The organism is Streptococcus sp. HF-1907 (assembly GCF_015594605.1).
GTDB lineage: Bacteria > Bacillota > Bacilli > Lactobacillales > Streptococcaceae > Streptococcus.
Genome location: NZ_JADNQT010000002.1, coordinates 117,611 through 135,561, shown reverse-complemented (window position 1 = coordinate 135,561; position 17,951 = coordinate 117,611). Strand labels below are relative to the sequence as shown.

Below are 17,951 nucleotides of genomic sequence, written 5' to 3'. Positions count from 1 at the left end.
GAGCCCTCAATTGGTCTCTTCGTAAAAAAGGAACTGCCAATCGCCCCCTCTACTGGCCTCTCCGTAAGAAAGGAACCGCCAATCGAGCCCTCAGTCGGTCTCTCCGAGAAAAAGGAACTGCCAGCTGCCCCCTCGACTAGCCTCTCGGAAAAAAAGAACCGCCCCCTGCCCGCTCAGCTGACGTTTTCTAAACTAATCAATGAATAAAGTAACTATCGAAAAAAGAAAAGGAGAAAAGGATGGCCTATATTTGGTCTTATTTGAAACGGTATCCCAAGTGGTTACTGTTAGATTTAATTGGAGGTTTGCTCTTTGTTGTCGTCAACTTAGGGATGCCAACAGCGCTAGCCCGCATGATTGACCAGGGGGTAACTGCCAACTATCAATCTGCCATTTACTTCTGGGCTGGGGTTATGTTTGTGACCGTACTACTTGGTATTGTCGGACGGGTGACCTTGTCTTATGGGGCTAGTCGCCTGACAACGACTATGATTCGTGACATGCGAAATGACATGTATGACAAACTTCAGGAATATTCCCATCATGAGTATGAGCAGATTGGTGTGTCATCTCTGGTGACACGGATGACCAACGATGCTTTCGTCTTGATGCAATTTGCCGAGCAGTCTTTGAAGATGGGCTTGATTACGCCTTTGATGATGGTGTCAAGTATTGTCATGATTTTCGTGACCAGCCCATCCCTAGCTTGGGTAGTAGCGGTAGCTATTCCTTTCTTGGTCTGGGCGGTAGCATATGTAGCCATCAAGACCCGACCACTGTCTGAAAAACAACAGAAAACTTTGGATAAGCTCAATCAGTTCGTCCGTGAAAATTTAACGGGCTTGCGCGTCATTCGTGCCTTCGCCCGTGAAGACTTCCAGGAGGAACGCTTTGATTCTGCCAACCGCACTTACTCTGAAACCTCAAATCGTCTCTTTAAATTGACTGGTTTGACGGAACCATTGTTTGTGCAGATTATCCTTGCCATGATTGTGGCGATTGTCTGGTTTGCCTTGAAACCGTTGGGTTCTGGGGCTATCAAGATTGGTGACTTGGTTGCCTTTATCGAGTATAGCTTCCATGCTCTCTTCTCATTCTTGATGTTTGCCAATCTCTTTACTATGTATCCTCGGATGGCGGTGTCTAGTCGTCGGATTCAGGAAGTCATGGAGATGCCGATTTCCATTGACCAAAATGAAGATGGCGTGACTGAGACTGAGCAGAAAGGCTATTTGACCTTTGACCATGTGACTTTTGCCTATCCAGGTGAGACGGAAAGTCCAGTCTTGCATGACATTTCTTTCACTGCTGAGCCTGGTCAGACGGTGGCCTTCATTGGTTCAACGGGTTCTGGGAAATCTTCTCTGGTCAACCTTATTCCGCGTTTCTACGATGTGACTTTAGGGAAAATTCTGGTGGACGGCGTTGATGTCAGGGATTATAATCTTAAGGCACTTCGTCAGAAAATCGGTTTTATTCCGCAAAAAGCTCTGCTATTTACCGGAACTATCGAAGAAAATCTAAAATATGGTAAGCAGGACGCGACCTTGGAAGAACTACAAGAGGCTGCTGAGATTGCGCAAGCCAAGGACTTTATCGAGAGTCGTGAGGAGCAGTTTGATACCCACTTGGCCGAGGGCGGAAGCAATTTGTCTGGTGGTCAGAAGCAGCGTCTGTCTATTGCGCGTGCGGTGGTCAAAAATCCAGATATTTACATTTTTGACGATTCCTTCTCTGCCTTGGATTACAAGACGGATGCTCAGTTGCGCGCCCGTTTGAAAGAAGTCACTGGGGACAGCACCGTGCTCATCGTCGCCCAACGTGTCGGAACCATTATGGATGCTGACCAGATTATCGTGCTTGACGAAGGTGAGATTGTCGGACGTGGTACCCATGACCAATTGATGGCAAACAATGCCATTTATCGTGAAATTGCGGAATCGCAGTTGAAAAATCAATCATTGACGGAGGAGAATTAAATGAAGCAAAAAAATGTCTTTCTACGCCTCTGGACTTATCTGAAAAACTACCAAGGCGCCCTTTACCTAGCTATTTTCCTCAAGGTCTTGAGTGCTGTCATGAGCGTATTAGAGCCCTTCATATTGGGATTGGCTATTACTCGTTTAACGGCTAATCTGCTGGATATGGCTAAGGGGGTGGCTGGTGCTCATATTGATGTTCATTACATCGTCATCGTTTTGGTCGTTTATTTCTTGCGTGGTTTCTTGTACGAAGTGGGTTCCTACGGGTCAAACTATTTCATGACTAATGTGGTGCAAAGTAGCATTCGCGATTTACGTCAGGACTTGAGCCAGAAAATCAACAATATTCCAGTCTCTTACTTTGACAAGCACCAATTCGGTGATATGCTGGGGCGTTTCACATCCGATGTTGAAACTGTTTCCAACGCTCTCCAACAAAGTTTTCTGCAAATCATCAATGCTTTCTTGAGTATCATTTTAGTTGTGGCCATGATTCTTTATATCAATGTGCCTATGGCTATGATTCTGATTGCCTGTATGCCACTGATTTATTTCAGCGCTCAATTTATCATGAAACGGTCACAGCCTTACTTCAAGCGTCAAGCCAATATTCTTGGAAATTTGAATGGCTTCGTTCAGGAAAATTTGACTGGATTTAATATCATCAAACTTTACGGTCGTGAGGAAGAGTCAAGCAAGGACTTCCGACAAATCACCGAAGAACTCCGTGATGTCGGCTTCAAGGCCAGCTTCACCTCAGGAATCATGATGCCAGTCCTAAATGCCATTTCAGATATGGCTTACTTGCTTGTCGCTCTTGCCGGCGGTCTCATGGTCTTGGCTGGAAAATTGACTGTTGGTAACATGCAGGCCTTCGTTCAATACGTTTGGCAGATTAGTCAACCCATTCAGACCATTACCCAGCTAGCTGGTATTCTGCAAAGCGCCCGCTCTTCACTAGAACGTATTTTTGAAGTTTTGGATGAAGAAAATGAAGTTAACGATGTCACAGAAACACTCAGCCAAGATTTGACAGGACGCGTCAGCTTCCAGCATGTTGATTTCCAATACGTTGAAGATAAGCCCTTGATTCGTGATTTTAACTTGGAGGTTGAGCCAGGTGAAATGGTCGCTATCGTTGGACCAACGGGAGCTGGTAAGACAACTCTAATCAACCTCTTGATGCGTTTTTATGATGTCACGAGTGGATCTATCAAGGTGGATGGTCATGACATTCGTCATCTGTCACGACAAGAATACCGCCGACAATTTGGTATGGTCTTGCAGGACGCTTGGCTTTACGAAGGTAGTATTAAGGAAAATCTTCGTTTTGGTTATTTGGAGGCTACTGATGAAGAAATCGTTGAGGCTGCCAAGGCTGCTAACGTTGACCATTTTATCCGAACACTTCCAGGTGGCTACAAGATGGAAATGAATCAGGAATCAAGCAACATTTCACTCGGTCAGAAACAACTCTTGACCATTGCGCGTGCCTTGTTGGCAGACCCTAAAATTCTGATTTTGGATGAAGCAACATCATCTGTTGATACTCGCCTTGAATTGCTTATTCAAAAAGCTATGAAAAAATTGATGGAAGGACGAACAAGTTTTGTCATCGCCCACCGTTTGTCAACCATTCAGGAAGCTGATAAGATTCTAGTCCTCAAAGACGGACAAATTATTGAACAAGGTAACCACGACAGCTTGCTGGCAGATAAGGGATTCTACTATGACCTCTATAATAGCCAGTTTGCCAAAAGTAAATAAAAAAAGCAAGTCTTGATGGCTTGCTTTTCTTAATAGTTAATTCTGATAAAAGTGTAAATGGCTGACGCACCGATAGCGATGAACAGAAGTGCCACAAAGCGTCCGATAATGGCAGCAGTAAGCAGAGGTTGCCCCAGCAAAATTAAGCCAATGATGATGGCAATTACCGCAGACCCGATGTAGCGACTTGCTCCGGGAAAAGCAATCTTTTGCATTTGAATCCCACCAACTAAGCGAATGATGCCACTAACAAGAACCCAGTAAGCCAAGATGGTAATAACAGCGCTTGAGAGTGACAGAGCATTACTTGTCAAAAGAATCAAGCCAAAAATGACAGAGACGATACTTTGAACCAAGAACCAGACACTACGATGGTAGGCATCTGCTAAGAAATACCCCGTCAGGCTAGAAATACCTGAAATAAATACGAATAAGGCAAGAAACCAACCCACAGTTGCCACTGTCACTAGCGGATTAACAAGGAGGAAAATCCCAGCCAGTAGGGCAACAATGCCACCCACTAAAGGAAACCATTTCATAATAAATACTCCATTTCAATATCATCCACTTCATTATAGAATGAATCAGCACAAATGTCAAAATCAGGTAATGTAGTAGGTTTTCTGTAAATGTTTTGGAAATTTACAAGAAAATAACATTATGATTTCGAATTGAAAAAGCACTTGCTAAAGCAGTTGGATAAGACTATAATAAATCGTTATTTCATTTAAGGAGTATCATCGTGTTTGAAAAAGTTAAGAATTTTTTCATTGGCTCTCCTCTAGCATCTGTTGGAGAATCTGAGGAAGGTCATTTGTTGACTAAGACGCAAGCCTTAGCTATGTTGTCTAGTGACGCCCTGTCATCTATCGCTTACGGTCCAGAGCAAGTTATTCTGGTACTTACGGCTGTATCAGCATCTGCTATTTGGTGGTCTTTACCCATTGGTCTCCTAGTTTTAGTTTTATTAGCTAGTCTGACGATTTCCTATAAGCAGGTCATTTATGCTTATCCGCAAGGTGGCGGTGCCTATGTGGTTTCTACTGAAAATTTATCACCGACAATGGGCTTGATTTCAGGAGGCAGTCTCTTGGTGGACTACATGTTAACCGTTGCGGTATCTGTATCATCAGGGGCGGATGCCCTGGTCTCAGCCTTCCCATTTATGAAGGAACATACCCTGCTGATTGCCATTGTACTGGTGCTCTTGTTGATGTTCATGAATTTGCGTGGGCTACGTGAATCAGCAGCTTCTTTGATGATTCCAGTCTATCTCTTCATCGTTAGCACCTTGTTTTTACTTGGTTTTGGTGCCTTCCAAATTCTGACTGGGCACTTAGCTTATCATGCGACAGCCCATGTCGGCAAGGTGGTTTCTAATGTGACGATTTTCCTTTTGTTGCGTGCCTTTACCAGCGGTTCGGCATCATTGACAGGGGTGGAAGCTATCTCTAACGCTGTGCCATTTTTCAAAAAGCCTAAAGAAGTCAATGCAGCTAAGACTTTAGGAATTATGGCAATAATTTTGGGAATCATGTTTGCGGGAATTACAGGCCTCAACTATTGGTTGGGCATTGTTCCTGATGGTCACGTGACTGTTTTGGCACAAATTGCGCAGCGCGTTTTTGGAGATTCAGTTGTGGGAAATACACTATTCTATATTTTCCAACTCTCAACTGCCCTCATCTTGGCAGTCGCAGCTAACACCGGATTTTCAGCCTTTCCAATGCTTTCCTTCAACATGGCTAAAAACAAATATATGCCACACATGTTTATGGAAAAAGGTGCCCGACTTGGTTATTCAAACGGAATTATCACGCTTGCGATTGGTGCCATTGCCCTCCTCTTCATTTTTGAAGGGTCAACAGAACGCTTGATTCCACTTTATACCATCGGTGTTTTCATTCCATTTGCCCTCTCTCAGACGGGGATGGTCGTTCATTGGAAGAAAATTTATGGCAATCATTTTCTCAAACACTCGGTGGCTAATATCATTGGTGCCTTCATTTGTTATATGATTATTGGCATTCTGCTTGTTTTCCGCTTGGGTGACATTTGGCCATTCTTCCCCATTATTATTGCCCTCTTAGCCCTCTTTTACTCCATTCGCAGTCATTATCAAAATGTCGCTATGCAGCTGCGTTTGACGGATGATGTGAAAAATATTCATTATGATGGTAATACCGTTTTGATTTTGGTGGGAAATATGACGCAGGCAAGCATCCGTGCGGTTAATTATGCACGTAGTATTGGACAAACCGTTGTTGCAATGCACGTTTCGACCAAGGAAACGGAAGCAAAAGACAAGGAAATTCAAACAGAATTTAAGGACTATTTCCCAGATGTTCAGTTTGTGAATATCGAATCAGACTATCGTGATATTATTAATCCAACTGCGAAATTTGTAGAACGCATGACCAAAGAAGCCAGTCAAAAAGGCCACACCATGACAGTCATCATTCCAAAATTCATTCCTAAACACCCTTGGCAAAATACGCTTCACAACCAAATGAGTCTGCGCCTACGAGCAAAATTACGCTGGCACGAAGATATTGTAATTGCTACCTATACCTATCACTTGAAAAAATAAATGAGGAAATTCTTTAGATTTTTGGTCTGAAGAATTTTTTATTTGGTAAATAGCAGTGATTATGTTACATTTTCTGACATTAAAAGCAATATTTTTTCAAAAATTTGCAAAAAATACTTGACAGAAATATTCAGAAAATTTATAATATTCTTTGTAATTCGATTTACGACTATTATTTTCGGAGGATATATATATGACAACAGGTAAAGAATACGTAGCAAGCGTTTTTGAAAAAGTAAAGGCTCAAAATAGCCACGAAGCAGAATTCCTTCAAGCGGTTGAAGAAGTTTTCGCATCACTTGTGCCAGTATTTGATAAATATCCAAAATACATCGAAGAAAATCTTTTGGAACGTTTGGTAGAACCAGAACGCATCGTTTCATTCCGTGTTCCATGGGTTGATGACAAAGGTCAAGTCCAAGTTAACCGCGGTTTCCGTGTTCAATTCTCATCAGCTATCGGACCTTACAAAGGCGGACTTCGTTTCCACCCATCAGTAAACCAATCAATCATTAAATTCCTTGGTTTCGAACAAATCTTTAAAAACTCATTGACTGGTCAACCAATCGGTGGTGGTAAAGGTGGATCAAACTTCGATCCTAAAGGTAAATCAGATAACGAAATCATGCGTTTCTGCCAAAGCTTCATGACTGAGTTGAGCAAACACATTGGTGCAGATACAGACGTACCTGCAGGTGATATCGGTGTTGGTGGACGTGAAATTGGTTACCTCTATGGTCAATACAAACGTCTTCGTAACGAATACACAGGTGTTCTTACTGGTAAAGGTTTGAACTGGGGTGGATCACTTGCTCGTACAGAAGCAACTGGTTACGGTGCTGTTTACTTTGCAGAACAAATGCTTAATGCACGTGGTGAAAACTTTAACGGTAAAACAGCAGTTGTTTCAGGTGCAGGTAACGTTGCGATTTACGCTATTGAAAAATTACAAAGTCTAGGTGCTAAAGCTGTGACATGTTCTGATTCATCTGGTTTTGTTTATGATCCAGACGGAATTGACGTTGACTTGTTGAAAGAAATCAAAGAAGTTAAACGTGAACGTATCGTGAAATATGCAGAAGCTCGTCCAAATGCAACTTTCACACCTGCTGGTGGTGAAAAGACAGTTTGGTCTATCAAAGCTGACTTGGCTTTCCCATGTGCAACACAAAACGAATTGGATGAAACAGATGCAGAAACACTTGTAGCAAATGGCGTTCTTGCTGTTTCAGAAGGTGCTAACATGCCTTCAACTTTGGGAGCTATTGATGTCTTTCTTAAAGCTGGTGTATCATTTGGTCCTGCCAAAGCTGCTAACGCTGGTGGTGTTGCTGTATCAGCTCTTGAAATGGCACAAAATAGCGGACGTACATCATGGACATTCGAAGAAGTTGATGCTAAACTCTACGATATCATGAAAGGTATCTACGAAAATGCTGCATCAGCCGCAAAAGAATTCGGTCATGAAGGTAACCTTGTTGTAGGTGCCAACATTGCTGGATTCCTTAAAGTTGCAGATGCAATGTCAGCACAAGGGATTGTTTAAAAAGCCGTTAGGTATTTACAGATATCAAGGCGCAGATTTCTTTAGCCAATAATAACTTCCAATAAAGTATAAAAGGGATCCAAAGTAGGGTTCCTTTTATGTTATAATCAAGAAAGTAAGGAGATTAGTGTGATTACTTATAATAATTTTTCATTGAAGACTACTATAAAAGTTAGGAAGCTTTATCAATCTGTTGGTTGGTCGACTTATCTCAGTGATGACGCCAAATTATTGCGTGCATTTGCCAATTCCTTATGGGTTTTAGGTGCCTTTGAGGATGATCGTTTGATTGGTTTTATCAGATGCGTGGGCGACGGTGAGCATATTGTTTATGTTCAAGATTTACTTGTCGCACCGCCTTATCAAAAGCAAAGGATTGGAAGTCTCCTGTTTCAAGAAACCTTAGATAAATTTCAAAATGTAAGATTGTTCGAGGTGGTTACAGATTTAACGGATGAGGTCGACAATCATTTTTACCAGTCTTTTGGCATGAAACCACTAGCTGATGGTCACATGATTTCCTATTATAGATCGGAGTAAGATAGAATGATTAAACCAATTATACGAGATACTTTTTTCTTGCAACAGAAGTCACTTGAGGCGACTAAATCGGATTTATCACTGGCAAAAGATTTACAAGATGCGCTGGCAGCAAACCGCGAGGTCTGTGTTGGGATGGCGGCTAATATGATTGGCAGTCTCAAGCGCGTGATTATTATCAATATAGGATTTACTGATTTGGTCATGTTCAATCCTATTTTGGTTGATAAAGCACAACCTTATGATACCGAAGAACTTTGCCTGTCACTGGTCGGAGTCCGACCAACCAAGCGCTATCGGACGATTAAAGTCTCCTATCGTGATATCAACTGGCAGGAAAAGACAATTACATTGACTGATTTTCCAGCCCAAGTTTGCCAGCATGAATTGGACCACTTGGAAGGCATTTTGATTTGATAGGATTAAATAGAAGATGAAATAGAGTCCTCATTAGGTTGAAAGTCTAGTGAGGGCTTTGTGCTGGGTATGGCATTTTTTTGAAAATATCAGTGAAAATCGTAAGTGTTTCAGAAATTTTTTGAAAAAAATAGTTCTTATGAGAACTTTTTTTCTTGACTTTAACTTTTAAAATTAGTAAAATAGTTTTCATGATAACTAATCAATGGAGGTGAGTCATGGATAGTCCGATTCAACACATGCGCAGTTTTATCAATCACTTGGAGCAATTTCTTGATCGGAATGCTAAGGAATATGGGATGGAGCACTTGGCAGGGCCGCAAGGTCATCTGGTTATGTACCTTTACAAACATCCTAGCGATAGCTTTTCCATCAAAGATGTTGAGACTGTTTTGAGAATTTCAAAATCAGTGGCTTCTAACTTGGTGAAGCGCATGGAAAAAAATGGTTTCATCTCTATTCAACCATCAGAAAAAGATAAGCGTGTTAAGCATATTTTTCTGACGGAGTTAGGGAATGAAAAGGCGAAAGTGTTTGAGGAGTTTTTAGAACATACTCACAAGATAATGATGGCTGATATTAGTGATGACGACATTAAGACGGCTGTTCGTGTTATCAAAACACTAGCCAAAAACATTCATTTTGATTTACTGGAAGATAGTCACAAGCTTCCAAAAACTAAAAAGGAGTAACTCATGTTTAAAATCTTTAAACGACTAAATGCCAAAGAGTGGGGCATGATTATCCTCAGTACCGTATTTATCTGTTTTGCTGTTTGGATGGACTTGAAGAGTCCTGAATACATGTCAGATATTACGACTCTTCTTCAGAAGAAAGGTACTGAAGCCAGCGATATCATTGACCCCGGTTCAAAAATGCTCTTGTTCTCATTAGGGTCCTTCCTAATGGCAGTCTGTGTTGGATTTTTAGCTTCACGCACAGCAGCAAGTTTCACGACACGATTGCGTTCTGATATTTTCAATCAAGTCATGGATTACTCAGACGCTGAAATTAAGAAATTTTCAATTCCATCATTGTTGACACGTACAACCAATGACTTGACCCAGTTGCAAATGATGATTACTATGGGGATGCAAGTTATTACCCGCGGACCAATTATGGCTATCTGGGCATTGACCAAAATTTGGGGTAAAAGTGACCGATGGACAGGTGCAGTAGCGGTAGCTGTTCTTGTTGTCTTGATTCTATTAACAATTTTGTTAGTCTTTGCCTTCCCTAAACAGAGTAAGGTTCAAACATTGACAGATGATTTGAATGCTACTACCCGCGAATCACTAACAGGTATTCGTGTCGTCCGTGCCTACAATGCCGAAGAATATCAAACCAATAAATTTAACAAGGAAAACGAAAATCTTACCCGCTTAAACCTATTTGTTTATCGTTTGATGGCTTTGATGAACCCCGTTATGACGGCTGTTTCATCTGGTTTGACACTTGCCATTTATTGGATTGGTGCTTACCTCATCGATGACATTAAGATGCCTAAACTATCTGGGACAACGCCAGAAGCTATCAAAGCGTCAGCTCTTGCCCTTAAAGCCGCAGCGTCAAGCCGCGTTGATGTCTTCTCAGACATGGTTGTCTTCTCATCTTATGCCATGCAGGTCGTTATAGGATTCATGATGATGGCTGCCATTTTCTTGGTTCTCCCACGTGCGCTTGTATCTGCAAAACGTATCAATGAAGTCTTGGCACTTGACCCGTCTATTGCTTTCAAAGAAAAATCTAAAGAAGCTGACGGGCAAAAAGGTGAAATCGAATTTCACGATGTATCCTTCCGTTACACTAAAAATTCACGTGACGTTATCGAACATGTTTCCTTCAAGGCAACAGCTGGTCAAACCGTTGCCCTCATCGGGTCAACAGGTTCTGGTAAATCAACCCTTGTTAACTTGATTCCTCGATTCTATGATGCAACCGAAGGTTGGATTAAGGTTGATGGTGTCAATGTTAACGACTATTCACACGATGACCTCAATAACAAGGTCGGCTACATTCCACAAAAGGCAGTGCTTTTCAGCGGAACCATCCGTTCGAATATGGAATTCGGTCTTAGCAATCAAGCACCGCTTGATGATACCAAAATCTGGGAAGCTCTTGAATTGGCACAAGCTAAGGACTTCGTTGAAGGAAAAGAAAAAGGATTGGACGAAGAAGTTGCCCAAGGTGGTACCAACTTCTCCGGTGGTCAAAAACAACGTTTGGCTATCGCTCGCGCTCTTGCTCGTAAACCAGAAATCCTTATCTTTGACGATTCCTTCTCAGCCCTTGACTACAAGACGGACCGTATCTTGCGTACTGAATTGAAAGAAAAAACAGCTGAAATGACTAAACTGATTGTCGCACAACGTATTTCAACCATCATGGATGCTGACCTTATCTTGGTTCTTGACGAAGGTAAGGTTGTGGGACAAGGTACTCACAAAGAACTCTTGGCAAGCAACGCAGTTTACCAAGAAATTGCTTACTCACAATTATCTAAGGAGGAGTTAGAAAATGGAAAATAAGAAAGAAAAGACATCATTATTAACCAACTTGGCTCCTTACCTCAAAGGCTATAAAGCTATCTTTGGTCTTGCCGTTATCTTTACAGCAATTTCAAGTATCATTACCGTTATCGGACCTGACCGTTTGAAAGAATTGACCAATACTATGGTTAAAGGCTTGTCTGGCAATATCAATTTAGATAAAATCGGCGAGATTGCCCTTCAACTAGCCATCCTTTATGCTATTGGTGCCATTGTTGCTTACTTGGCAAACTTTATCGTCACATCAATCATTCAAAAATTTGCGCAACGTATGCGTGATGCCATCGCAGATAAAATCAATAAAATCCCGTTTCGTTACTTTGATGGCCATTCTCAAGGTGACACCCTTTCACGTGTCACTAATGACGTGGACTTGATGACCCAATCCTTCAACCAAAGTTTGACAACCATGGTGTCATCAATCGTCTTGCTTGTTGGTTCCATCGTTATGATGTTTAAGACAGACTGGCATCTAGCTATCACAGCTATCGTGTCTGTCTTTGCAGGCTTTGCCTTGTCTTCAATTATCATGGTCAAAAGTCAGCCATTGTTTAAAAAGCAACAAACTAACTTGGCCAATATTTCTGGTTATGTTGAAGAAGTCTACTCTGGTCACAATGTCGTAACCAGCTACAACGCCCGTCAACAAGCTAAAGGGGACTTCAAAGTTCTCAATGATAACTTGTATTCATCAATGTGGAAATCACAATTCTTCTCAGGAATCATGATGCCACTCATGCAATTCATTGGTAACTTCGGTTATGTCATGGTCTGTGTGGTCGGTGCAGTACTTGCTATCGATGGTACGATTTCAATGGGGACAATCGTTGCATTCATGGCTTACGTTCGTATCTTCACACAGCCTATCTCTCAAATGGCTCAAGGGATTACGCAGTTGCAATCAGCTAGCGCAGCTATGGGCCGTATCTTTGAATTCCTTAACGAAGAGGAAATGGAAGAAGAAAGTGGTAAAACTAAACAATTGGACAAAGTGGAAGGTCATGTTACTTTCGACCATGTTCACTTTGGTTACACCCCTGAAAAGACTATCATCCATGACTTCACTTCTGAAGCCAAACCTGGTCAAAAGGTTGCCATCGTCGGTCCGACAGGTGCTGGTAAGACGACTATCGTCAACTTGCTCATGCGCTTCTACGAAATCAACTTTGGTAAGATTGCAATCGACGGTGTTAATGTTCACGATATGAAACGTAGCGAGGTTCACGATGCCTTCTCTATGGTACTTCAAGACACTTGGCTCTTTGAGGGAACTGTCAAGGAAAACCTCATCTACAACCAAGACCACATCACTGATGAGCAGGTGGAAGCGGCAACGCGTGCTGTTGGCGTTCACCACTTCATCAAGACTCTCCCTCAAGGCTACGACACTGTCCTCGACGATTCTGTCACCTTGTCAGTTGGTCAAAAGCAATTGTTAACAATTGCTCGCGCTTTGTTAAAAGATTCGCCATTGCTCATTCTCGATGAAGCAACGTCATCAGTCGATACCCGTACCGAAGAATTGGTTCAGAAAGCCATGGATAAATTGATGGAAGGGCGTACGTCATTTGTTATCGCTCACCGCTTGTCAACTATCCGCAACGCTGATTTAATCCTTGTCATGAAAGATGGTAACATCATCGAACAAGGTAACCACGATGACTTAATGAGTCAAAACGGCTTCTACGCAGACCTCTACAATTCACAATTTGAAGAAGCTGCCGAAGAACCAGCCTAATAGAAAAAGAGTCTGAAACCAATGCGTTTCAGACTCTTTTTTCATCCAGTTTAGTCAGCTCCCTAGAAAGCGGGTCCAATCACCTATAAATAGACCCAAGTAGTCATAGAAAATCAATTTTCATCTCTTGTCACCTACCAGTGCACCGTGTAACTAGGTAGAATGACATGTCGGACAAGCTAATGCACCGTGTATCTGAACAGAACGGCATGACGGACAAGCTGGTGCATCGTGTATCTGGGTTAAACAGGTCGGTGTATGCAAATTAGCAATGAGATGCCGAAGGGAGTTGCTTGCGCCCGCACCATCTAAGAAAGTATCAAAAGTAGAGATTACTTTCCGTAGCAGAAATTTGAAAAGTTTTTTAAAACTTTGTAGAATACTATTATTAAATCATTAGTTAGGAGAATCTCTTATGTTATCATATGATGTCTTAGTTATCGGTTTTGGAAAAGCTGGGAAGACACTGGCTGCCAAATTTGCTACTCAAGGAAAATCTGTTGCTGTTATTGAAAAAGACCCTGAGATGTATGGTGGGACTTGTATCAATATCGGATGTATTCCCACAAAAGTGTTGATTCATGCGGTTGAGACTGGTCATGATTTTGAGCAGGCTATGGCTGAAAAGGAAGCTGTTGTTAGTCGTTTGCGTGCTAAGAACTTTAACATGCTAGACCAAAAAGAAACTCTTGATGTTTATAATGCTAGCGCCAGCTTTATTTCCAATAAAGTCGTGAAAATCACTTTCGAGAATGGTGACAGTCAGGAAGTAACGGCGGAAATCATCATCATCAACACGGGTGCTGTGCCAGTTCAGCTTCCAATCAAGGGACTTGCCACTGCTAAAAATGTTTTTGACTCGACTGGTATTCAAAAATTGGCATCACAACCAAAACGCCTTGGTATTATTGGTGCAGGGAATATCGGGCTTGAGTTTGCCAGTCTATACGGTCAAATGGGGACTGATGTGCAGGTCTTTGACCCTCAATCACGCATCCTAGGTCGCGAAGAAGAAATGGTTGCGGACGCTGTTCGTGGCTACATGGAAGAAAAAGGCGTGACTTTCAACATGGCAGCCTTTATTTCTGAAGTGTCGAATAAGGGTGAGAAGGTTGTCATTTCAACGGACAAAGGTGATTTTGAAGTTGATGCTGTGCTTTATGCAACAGGGCGCAAACCAAATACTGATAAACTAGGGCTTGAAAATACAGACATCCAAGTCACTGAACGTGGTGCTGTTGTGGTTGACGAATTCTTGCAAACAGCTGTGCCAAATGTCTTTGCGGTTGGTGATGTTAACGGTGGTCTTCAATTCACTTACGTGTCTTTGGACGATTCTCGTATTGTCTTTAATTACCTTAACGGTGTGACGGATTATTCAACCAAGACGCGCCACCATGTACCCAATACTGTCTTTGTCAATCCACCACTTTCTCGTGTTGGACTTGATGAAGCAGCAGCTAAAACAGCTGGGCTAGCCTACAAAGCCAATACCCTCATGGTTGCTGGTATGCCTCGTGGTCATGTCAACGCAGATTTAAGAGGATTCTTCAAAGTGGTTGTTGATACTAAGACTAATCTCATCTTGGGTGCTACCTTACTCAGTGCTGAGTCCCCAGAATTGATTAACCAAATCACCATGGCTATGGATAATAAGATTCCATACACTTACTTCAAGAATCAGATTTTCACCCATCCAACCATGGCTGAGAATTTCAATGATGTCTTTAATTTTTAATCTATAAGCCACTCCATTTACGGGGGTGGTTTTTTTGGTGAATAGTGTTATAATGAAAAAAAGGGGGGAGAAATCATGGCATTGACACTATACTTTTTAGTTTTTGGTCTTATCTTCTTAGGTTTCGGTCTTACAATTTGGCGCAATCAAAAGATAGAGCTACTACATCATTATCACTATAAGCATGTGCTAGAAAAGGACAAGCCAGCTTATTGCGCGATGGTTGGTAAGGCTATGGTTGCTTTTAGCCTTTATATGCTTCTTGGTGCGTTGGTAGATATTTTATTTCAAAAGCAACTAGTCTGGCTATTCTTTTTGCTAGGCTTTGCCCATTTCTTCCTAGTCTTTGCCTGGGCACAGAGAAAGTACAATGACGGTAAGTGGTTTCGATAGGAGTAGAAGGAGGTTCTCGGTGATGAGGACCTCCATTTTTGCCCAACAAAAAAGATAAGAACTAAGTCAGTCCTTATCTTTAGACTAAGTTAACTCTAAACTGTCCTCAATTTCTAGATAGAAACAGTTATCACAGATAGGAGCGAACGAAGTGAGCCAGATAAAATATTTTCGCAATAGTGGGATTATCAGTGACACTGTAAGTGTTACTGATAACGGGATTTTCGAGACTCTAGGATCGAAAATTAGCAATGAAACTCCGAAGGAGGTTGCTTGCGTCCGCACTACTTAAGAAAATATCAAAACCATTTTTGAATGTCATTGGTGATTAGACGATTTCACTTTCGTAAAGGCGTGGGACTCGCCAATCAGTCTCACTTTTTTGTCGATATTACCGATTGAGGCTCTAATGTAGTCATTTTCATTAACCTCATGATACTGGTAGATAGCGCCTGACAGGTACTCGACCTCCATGGTTTGGTTTTCCCAGCCCATGTTTTTGATCATGCGAGCGCTGACGGGTTTGCGTTCCATTGTTTGCCTTCTTATTTGTATTGTAAATGGTAATGGCAGAGCTGTCAAATGGGATAGACTTGTCAGTCTTCGTCTATCTCAGCCTCATCATTGTCGTCATCGTCTCCACTCTTCCAAAGTGAACCAATGAGCATGTCGATAAGCATCCCAATAGGAGCCCCAAATCCAATATTATGCGTTATGATACCTATGGCAGCACCGAAAGATAGACCAAGTGGACATTCCGATTGCCATGTTGTCTTCAGAATTTTTATCTTTATCCTTCTTTTCCTTTTTCATCGTCTTTTCTCCTCCCCTTGAGAACATGATGTTTTGATAACAACTGCTTGTTAAGGCTATTTTATCATATAGCTCTGCTATTGGTACAAATCTTCAATCTTAATTTTTATGATGCGGTCCATGTGGAGGATGTTTGGCACCTTGCGGTACTTGTGGGAAGCTGATTCAAAGAGCAGGTAAACCTTGTCGTTACGACCGATAATCTGTTCCAGATAGGGTGGAAGGGTCATGCTGGCGATGGCATCGCCTTTATCAAGGTCGAAATTGTCATCGTCTAGGTTATTGTCAAAGATAAAGAGCTTGGAATCCTTTGCTCCGTAAGATTGTGACAAGAGAATCTTTTCTTCGTAGAAGCTCATCCCTTGCACTTGGTTATAAGTTTGGATGGTTCTTGCAGGTGAAGCGGTGTTAGTCAGCTTGGGGTCAAGAATGAGTTTGCCTGAATCGTCTAGATGATAAATAGCTAACTTACCATTCTTGGTCTGATTGAAATAACCGATATAAAGTTTACCCGTGGTGCTAGTTAATTTCAAAATATCTCAGATTATAGGGTAGTACGATTTGCTCTATCCTCAATTGCACTCCTGTTTCTCCTCTAGCCAATGTATGCTCTACATCAAAAAGAGCGCAAAGCTCTGAAAATCGTGTCTCAATGGTTCGTCTCATAGCCATCAGTTTCCAATGATTATGTTGGTTAGCTCCTGTCATGTTTTGACGTAAAGGAGTCCATAGATGATAGCCTTTTTGAACCAAATGATCTTTAAGATCCCTACTAAGATAGCCTAAGTCTGCCAAAATATAAGGTTGTTGGCAATTTTCTAGTAAGTCCTCAACGGCTCTAATATCGTGAACAGATGCTGGTGTCACAACGTAGTTCAGAATATAGCCTGATAGAGTGACTAGCATATGAACTTTGAACCCATAGAACCATAGATTCAGAGATTGGTCTGAAACCTTAGATAGGTTAACATTTCGACGATGTTTGAAAGATTCAGGACAGTAATTCCTATACAGCTGATGGCATATTTTTGATAATTGTTTGATATTCCATTGTAAGTGATGGGATTTAGCGGTATATTGTAAGTGGCTCATTGGGACGTCCTCTCTGTTTGTTTAGTCACTTACAGTATAGTCCCTTTTGGGCTTTTTATGGTATTCTGAAATTAACTAGCACCACGGGTAAAGCTCTGCTATTTTCTCTGGGAATGCCGACTGGCTAGCTGCGTAAAGGGCAAGTTACCACCTTTTGAATGTCCGCTCAAAATAAGGGGAAGGTTGTAGCTTTGTTCCATGTCTTGCAAATAAGCTGCCGCAAGTTTTTGAGAAGGATTGGCCTCTAAGTAAGAGAGGTTGAAGTCCTCCTTCCAGCCTATGAGGCTACTGTCTGTCCCACGAAAGACAATGGCGATAGTGTCAGCAATAGAGAAGCTGGTCACCGCAAATTGTGTCTCGCTCTCCTCGTCAAAAACATCCTCATGACCAAAGGCGATGACTTTTTCATAACGGCTACTTCTTGAAAGTAGCTTGAGTAAGTCAAGTCGGGTATCGTGGAAGAAGAAAAGCTCGTGAATTTTTGGTGTCTTGCTTTCTTGATAAGCCTGATAGAGTTGATTGAAGGTCAGGTCAGCTTTGCTATCCTTGCCAGAGGGGGATAATGCCCTTAAAAACAAGGTAATTGATTTCATTCCAAATGGCCAAATCAATAGCATTGACCTTTTTCTCCTCAAAGGTCACCGACTGATTGAGCCTTGCGTAGTCTAATAAATCCATAACCAATCCTTTCAGTTTAATTATATCGATTTGACTGTGGAAATTAAAGACCACTAGGTCTTAATGGCAGATTAAATGTGGTCAATTTTAGTTTCCCTTAGGTTTCTA

At 41.8% G+C, this 17,951-nt stretch carries 16 protein-coding genes; 11 read left to right on the top strand and 5 right to left on the bottom strand.

What is annotated here, in order from left to right; translation table 11 throughout:
- The first annotated feature begins 239 nt into the window (after positions 1-239).
- Both IYQ92_RS02510 and IYQ92_RS02505 read left to right on the top strand, forming a co-directional pair.
- Positions 240-1,979, top strand: a complete 1,740-nt coding sequence (locus IYQ92_RS02510; RefSeq protein WP_195675191.1) for an ABC transporter ATP-binding protein — start codon at positions 240-242, stop codon at positions 1,977-1,979.
- A complete protein-coding gene (locus IYQ92_RS02505; RefSeq protein WP_195675190.1) occupies positions 1,980-3,749 on the top strand; it encodes an ABC transporter ATP-binding protein in 1,770 nt (589 codons plus the stop codon). It begins immediately after the preceding gene.
- A 29-nt stretch (positions 3,750-3,778) separates the two neighbouring features.
- Here the strand turns inward: IYQ92_RS02505 and IYQ92_RS02500 are convergent, their stop codons facing one another.
- Positions 3,779-4,288 carry an HdeD family acid-resistance protein gene (locus IYQ92_RS02500; RefSeq protein ID WP_195675189.1) on the bottom strand — a complete coding sequence of 170 codons (510 nt, stop codon included), beginning with the start codon at positions 4,286-4,288 and terminating at the stop codon, positions 3,779-3,781.
- Between the two features lie 203 nt (positions 4,289-4,491).
- Here IYQ92_RS02500 and IYQ92_RS02495 point away from each other — a divergent pair, with 203 nt between their 5' ends.
- The 9 genes from IYQ92_RS02495 to IYQ92_RS02455 all read left to right on the top strand — a co-directional run bounded on the left by IYQ92_RS02495 (position 4,492) and on the right by IYQ92_RS02455 (position 15,260).
- The gene (locus IYQ92_RS02495) at positions 4,492-6,339 is read left to right on the top strand and encodes an APC family permease (protein WP_195675188.1); all 1,848 of its coding nucleotides are present in this window, start codon (positions 4,492-4,494) and stop codon (positions 6,337-6,339) included.
- Between the two features lie 193 nt (positions 6,340-6,532).
- Entirely contained in the window at positions 6,533-7,885 is a 1,353-nt protein-coding gene (gene gdhA, locus IYQ92_RS02490; protein WP_195675187.1) for an NADP-specific glutamate dehydrogenase, read from the top strand.
- A gap of 129 nt (positions 7,886-8,014) precedes the next feature.
- Positions 8,015-8,425 carry a GNAT family N-acetyltransferase gene (locus IYQ92_RS02485; protein WP_324253042.1) on the top strand — a complete coding sequence of 137 codons (411 nt, stop codon included), beginning with the start codon at positions 8,015-8,017 and terminating at the stop codon, positions 8,423-8,425.
- Between the two features lie 6 nt (positions 8,426-8,431).
- The gene (locus tag IYQ92_RS02480) at positions 8,432-8,842 is read left to right on the top strand and encodes a peptide deformylase (protein WP_195675186.1); all 411 of its coding nucleotides are present in this window, start codon (positions 8,432-8,434) and stop codon (positions 8,840-8,842) included.
- Positions 8,843-9,060: 218 nt separating this feature from the next.
- Entirely contained in the window at positions 9,061-9,534 is a 474-nt protein-coding gene (locus tag IYQ92_RS02475) for a MarR family winged helix-turn-helix transcriptional regulator (RefSeq protein ID WP_195675185.1), read from the top strand.
- A 3-nt stretch (positions 9,535-9,537) separates the two neighbouring features.
- Positions 9,538-11,370, top strand: a complete 1,833-nt coding sequence (locus IYQ92_RS02470; RefSeq protein ID WP_195675184.1) for an ABC transporter ATP-binding protein — start codon at positions 9,538-9,540, stop codon at positions 11,368-11,370.
- Positions 11,360-13,129: an ABC transporter ATP-binding protein gene (locus IYQ92_RS02465; RefSeq protein ID WP_195675183.1), complete on the top strand. Its 1,770-nt coding sequence runs from the start codon at positions 11,360-11,362 to the stop codon at positions 13,127-13,129. The genes IYQ92_RS02470 and IYQ92_RS02465 overlap by 11 nt, the downstream gene beginning before the upstream one ends.
- 415 nt (positions 13,130-13,544) lie before the next feature.
- Positions 13,545-14,867 (top strand): FAD-containing oxidoreductase, encoded by a 1,323-nt coding sequence (locus tag IYQ92_RS02460; protein WP_195675182.1) that lies wholly within the window; start codon positions 13,545-13,547, stop codon positions 14,865-14,867.
- A gap of 75 nt (positions 14,868-14,942) precedes the next feature.
- A complete protein-coding gene (locus tag IYQ92_RS02455; protein ID WP_195675181.1) occupies positions 14,943-15,260 on the top strand; it encodes a DUF3784 domain-containing protein in 318 nt (105 codons plus the stop codon).
- Positions 15,261-15,578: 318 nt separating this feature from the next.
- Here the strand turns inward: IYQ92_RS02455 and IYQ92_RS02450 are convergent, their stop codons facing one another.
- The 4 genes from IYQ92_RS02450 to IYQ92_RS02435 all read right to left on the bottom strand — a co-directional run bounded on the left by IYQ92_RS02450 (position 15,579) and on the right by IYQ92_RS02435 (position 17,782).
- Positions 15,579-15,794 (bottom strand): KTSC domain-containing protein, encoded by a 216-nt coding sequence (locus IYQ92_RS02450; protein ID WP_195675180.1) that lies wholly within the window; start codon positions 15,792-15,794, stop codon positions 15,579-15,581.
- A 356-nt stretch (positions 15,795-16,150) separates the two neighbouring features.
- The gene (locus IYQ92_RS02445) at positions 16,151-16,606 is read right to left on the bottom strand and encodes a hypothetical protein (RefSeq protein ID WP_195675179.1); all 456 of its coding nucleotides are present in this window, start codon (positions 16,604-16,606) and stop codon (positions 16,151-16,153) included.
- Entirely contained in the window at positions 16,593-17,165 is a 573-nt protein-coding gene (locus IYQ92_RS02440; RefSeq protein ID WP_195675178.1) for an IS982 family transposase, read from the bottom strand. Before IYQ92_RS02440 ends, IYQ92_RS02445 begins: the two co-directional genes overlap by 14 nt.
- Positions 17,166-17,263: 98 nt before the next feature.
- On the bottom strand, positions 17,264-17,782 hold the full coding sequence (locus IYQ92_RS02435; RefSeq protein ID WP_195675177.1) for an Mbeg1-like protein: 519 nt from the start codon (positions 17,780-17,782) through the stop codon (positions 17,264-17,266).
- Positions 17,783-17,951: the final 169 nt, after the last annotated feature.

Coding starts and splice junctions, on each gene's coding strand:
- IYQ92_RS02505 (WP_195675190.1), top strand. CDS start 1,980: ATGAAGCAAAAAAATGTCTTTCTACGCCTCTGGACTTATCTGAAAAAC.
- IYQ92_RS02475 (WP_195675185.1), top strand. CDS start 9,061: ATGGATAGTCCGATTCAACACATGCGCAGTTTTATCAATCACTTGGAG.
- IYQ92_RS02480 (WP_195675186.1), top strand. CDS start 8,432: ATGATTAAACCAATTATACGAGATACTTTTTTCTTGCAACAGAAGTCA.
- IYQ92_RS02470 (WP_195675184.1), top strand. CDS start 9,538: ATGTTTAAAATCTTTAAACGACTAAATGCCAAAGAGTGGGGCATGATT.
- IYQ92_RS02500 (WP_195675189.1), bottom strand. CDS start 4,288: ATGAAATGGTTTCCTTTAGTGGGTGGCATTGTTGCCCTACTGGCTGGG.
- IYQ92_RS02440 (WP_195675178.1), bottom strand. CDS start 17,165: ATGAGCCACTTACAATATACCGCTAAATCCCATCACTTACAATGGAAT.
- gdhA (WP_195675187.1), top strand. CDS start 6,533: ATGACAACAGGTAAAGAATACGTAGCAAGCGTTTTTGAAAAAGTAAAG.
- IYQ92_RS02455 (WP_195675181.1), top strand. CDS start 14,943: ATGGCATTGACACTATACTTTTTAGTTTTTGGTCTTATCTTCTTAGGT.
- IYQ92_RS02450 (WP_195675180.1), bottom strand. CDS start 15,794: ATGGAACGCAAACCCGTCAGCGCTCGCATGATCAAAAACATGGGCTGG.
- IYQ92_RS02460 (WP_195675182.1), top strand. CDS start 13,545: ATGTTATCATATGATGTCTTAGTTATCGGTTTTGGAAAAGCTGGGAAG.
- IYQ92_RS02435 (WP_195675177.1), bottom strand. CDS start 17,782: ATGCTATTGATTTGGCCATTTGGAATGAAATCAATTACCTTGTTTTTA.
- IYQ92_RS02510 (WP_195675191.1), top strand. CDS start 240: ATGGCCTATATTTGGTCTTATTTGAAACGGTATCCCAAGTGGTTACTG.
- IYQ92_RS02465 (WP_195675183.1), top strand. CDS start 11,360: ATGGAAAATAAGAAAGAAAAGACATCATTATTAACCAACTTGGCTCCT.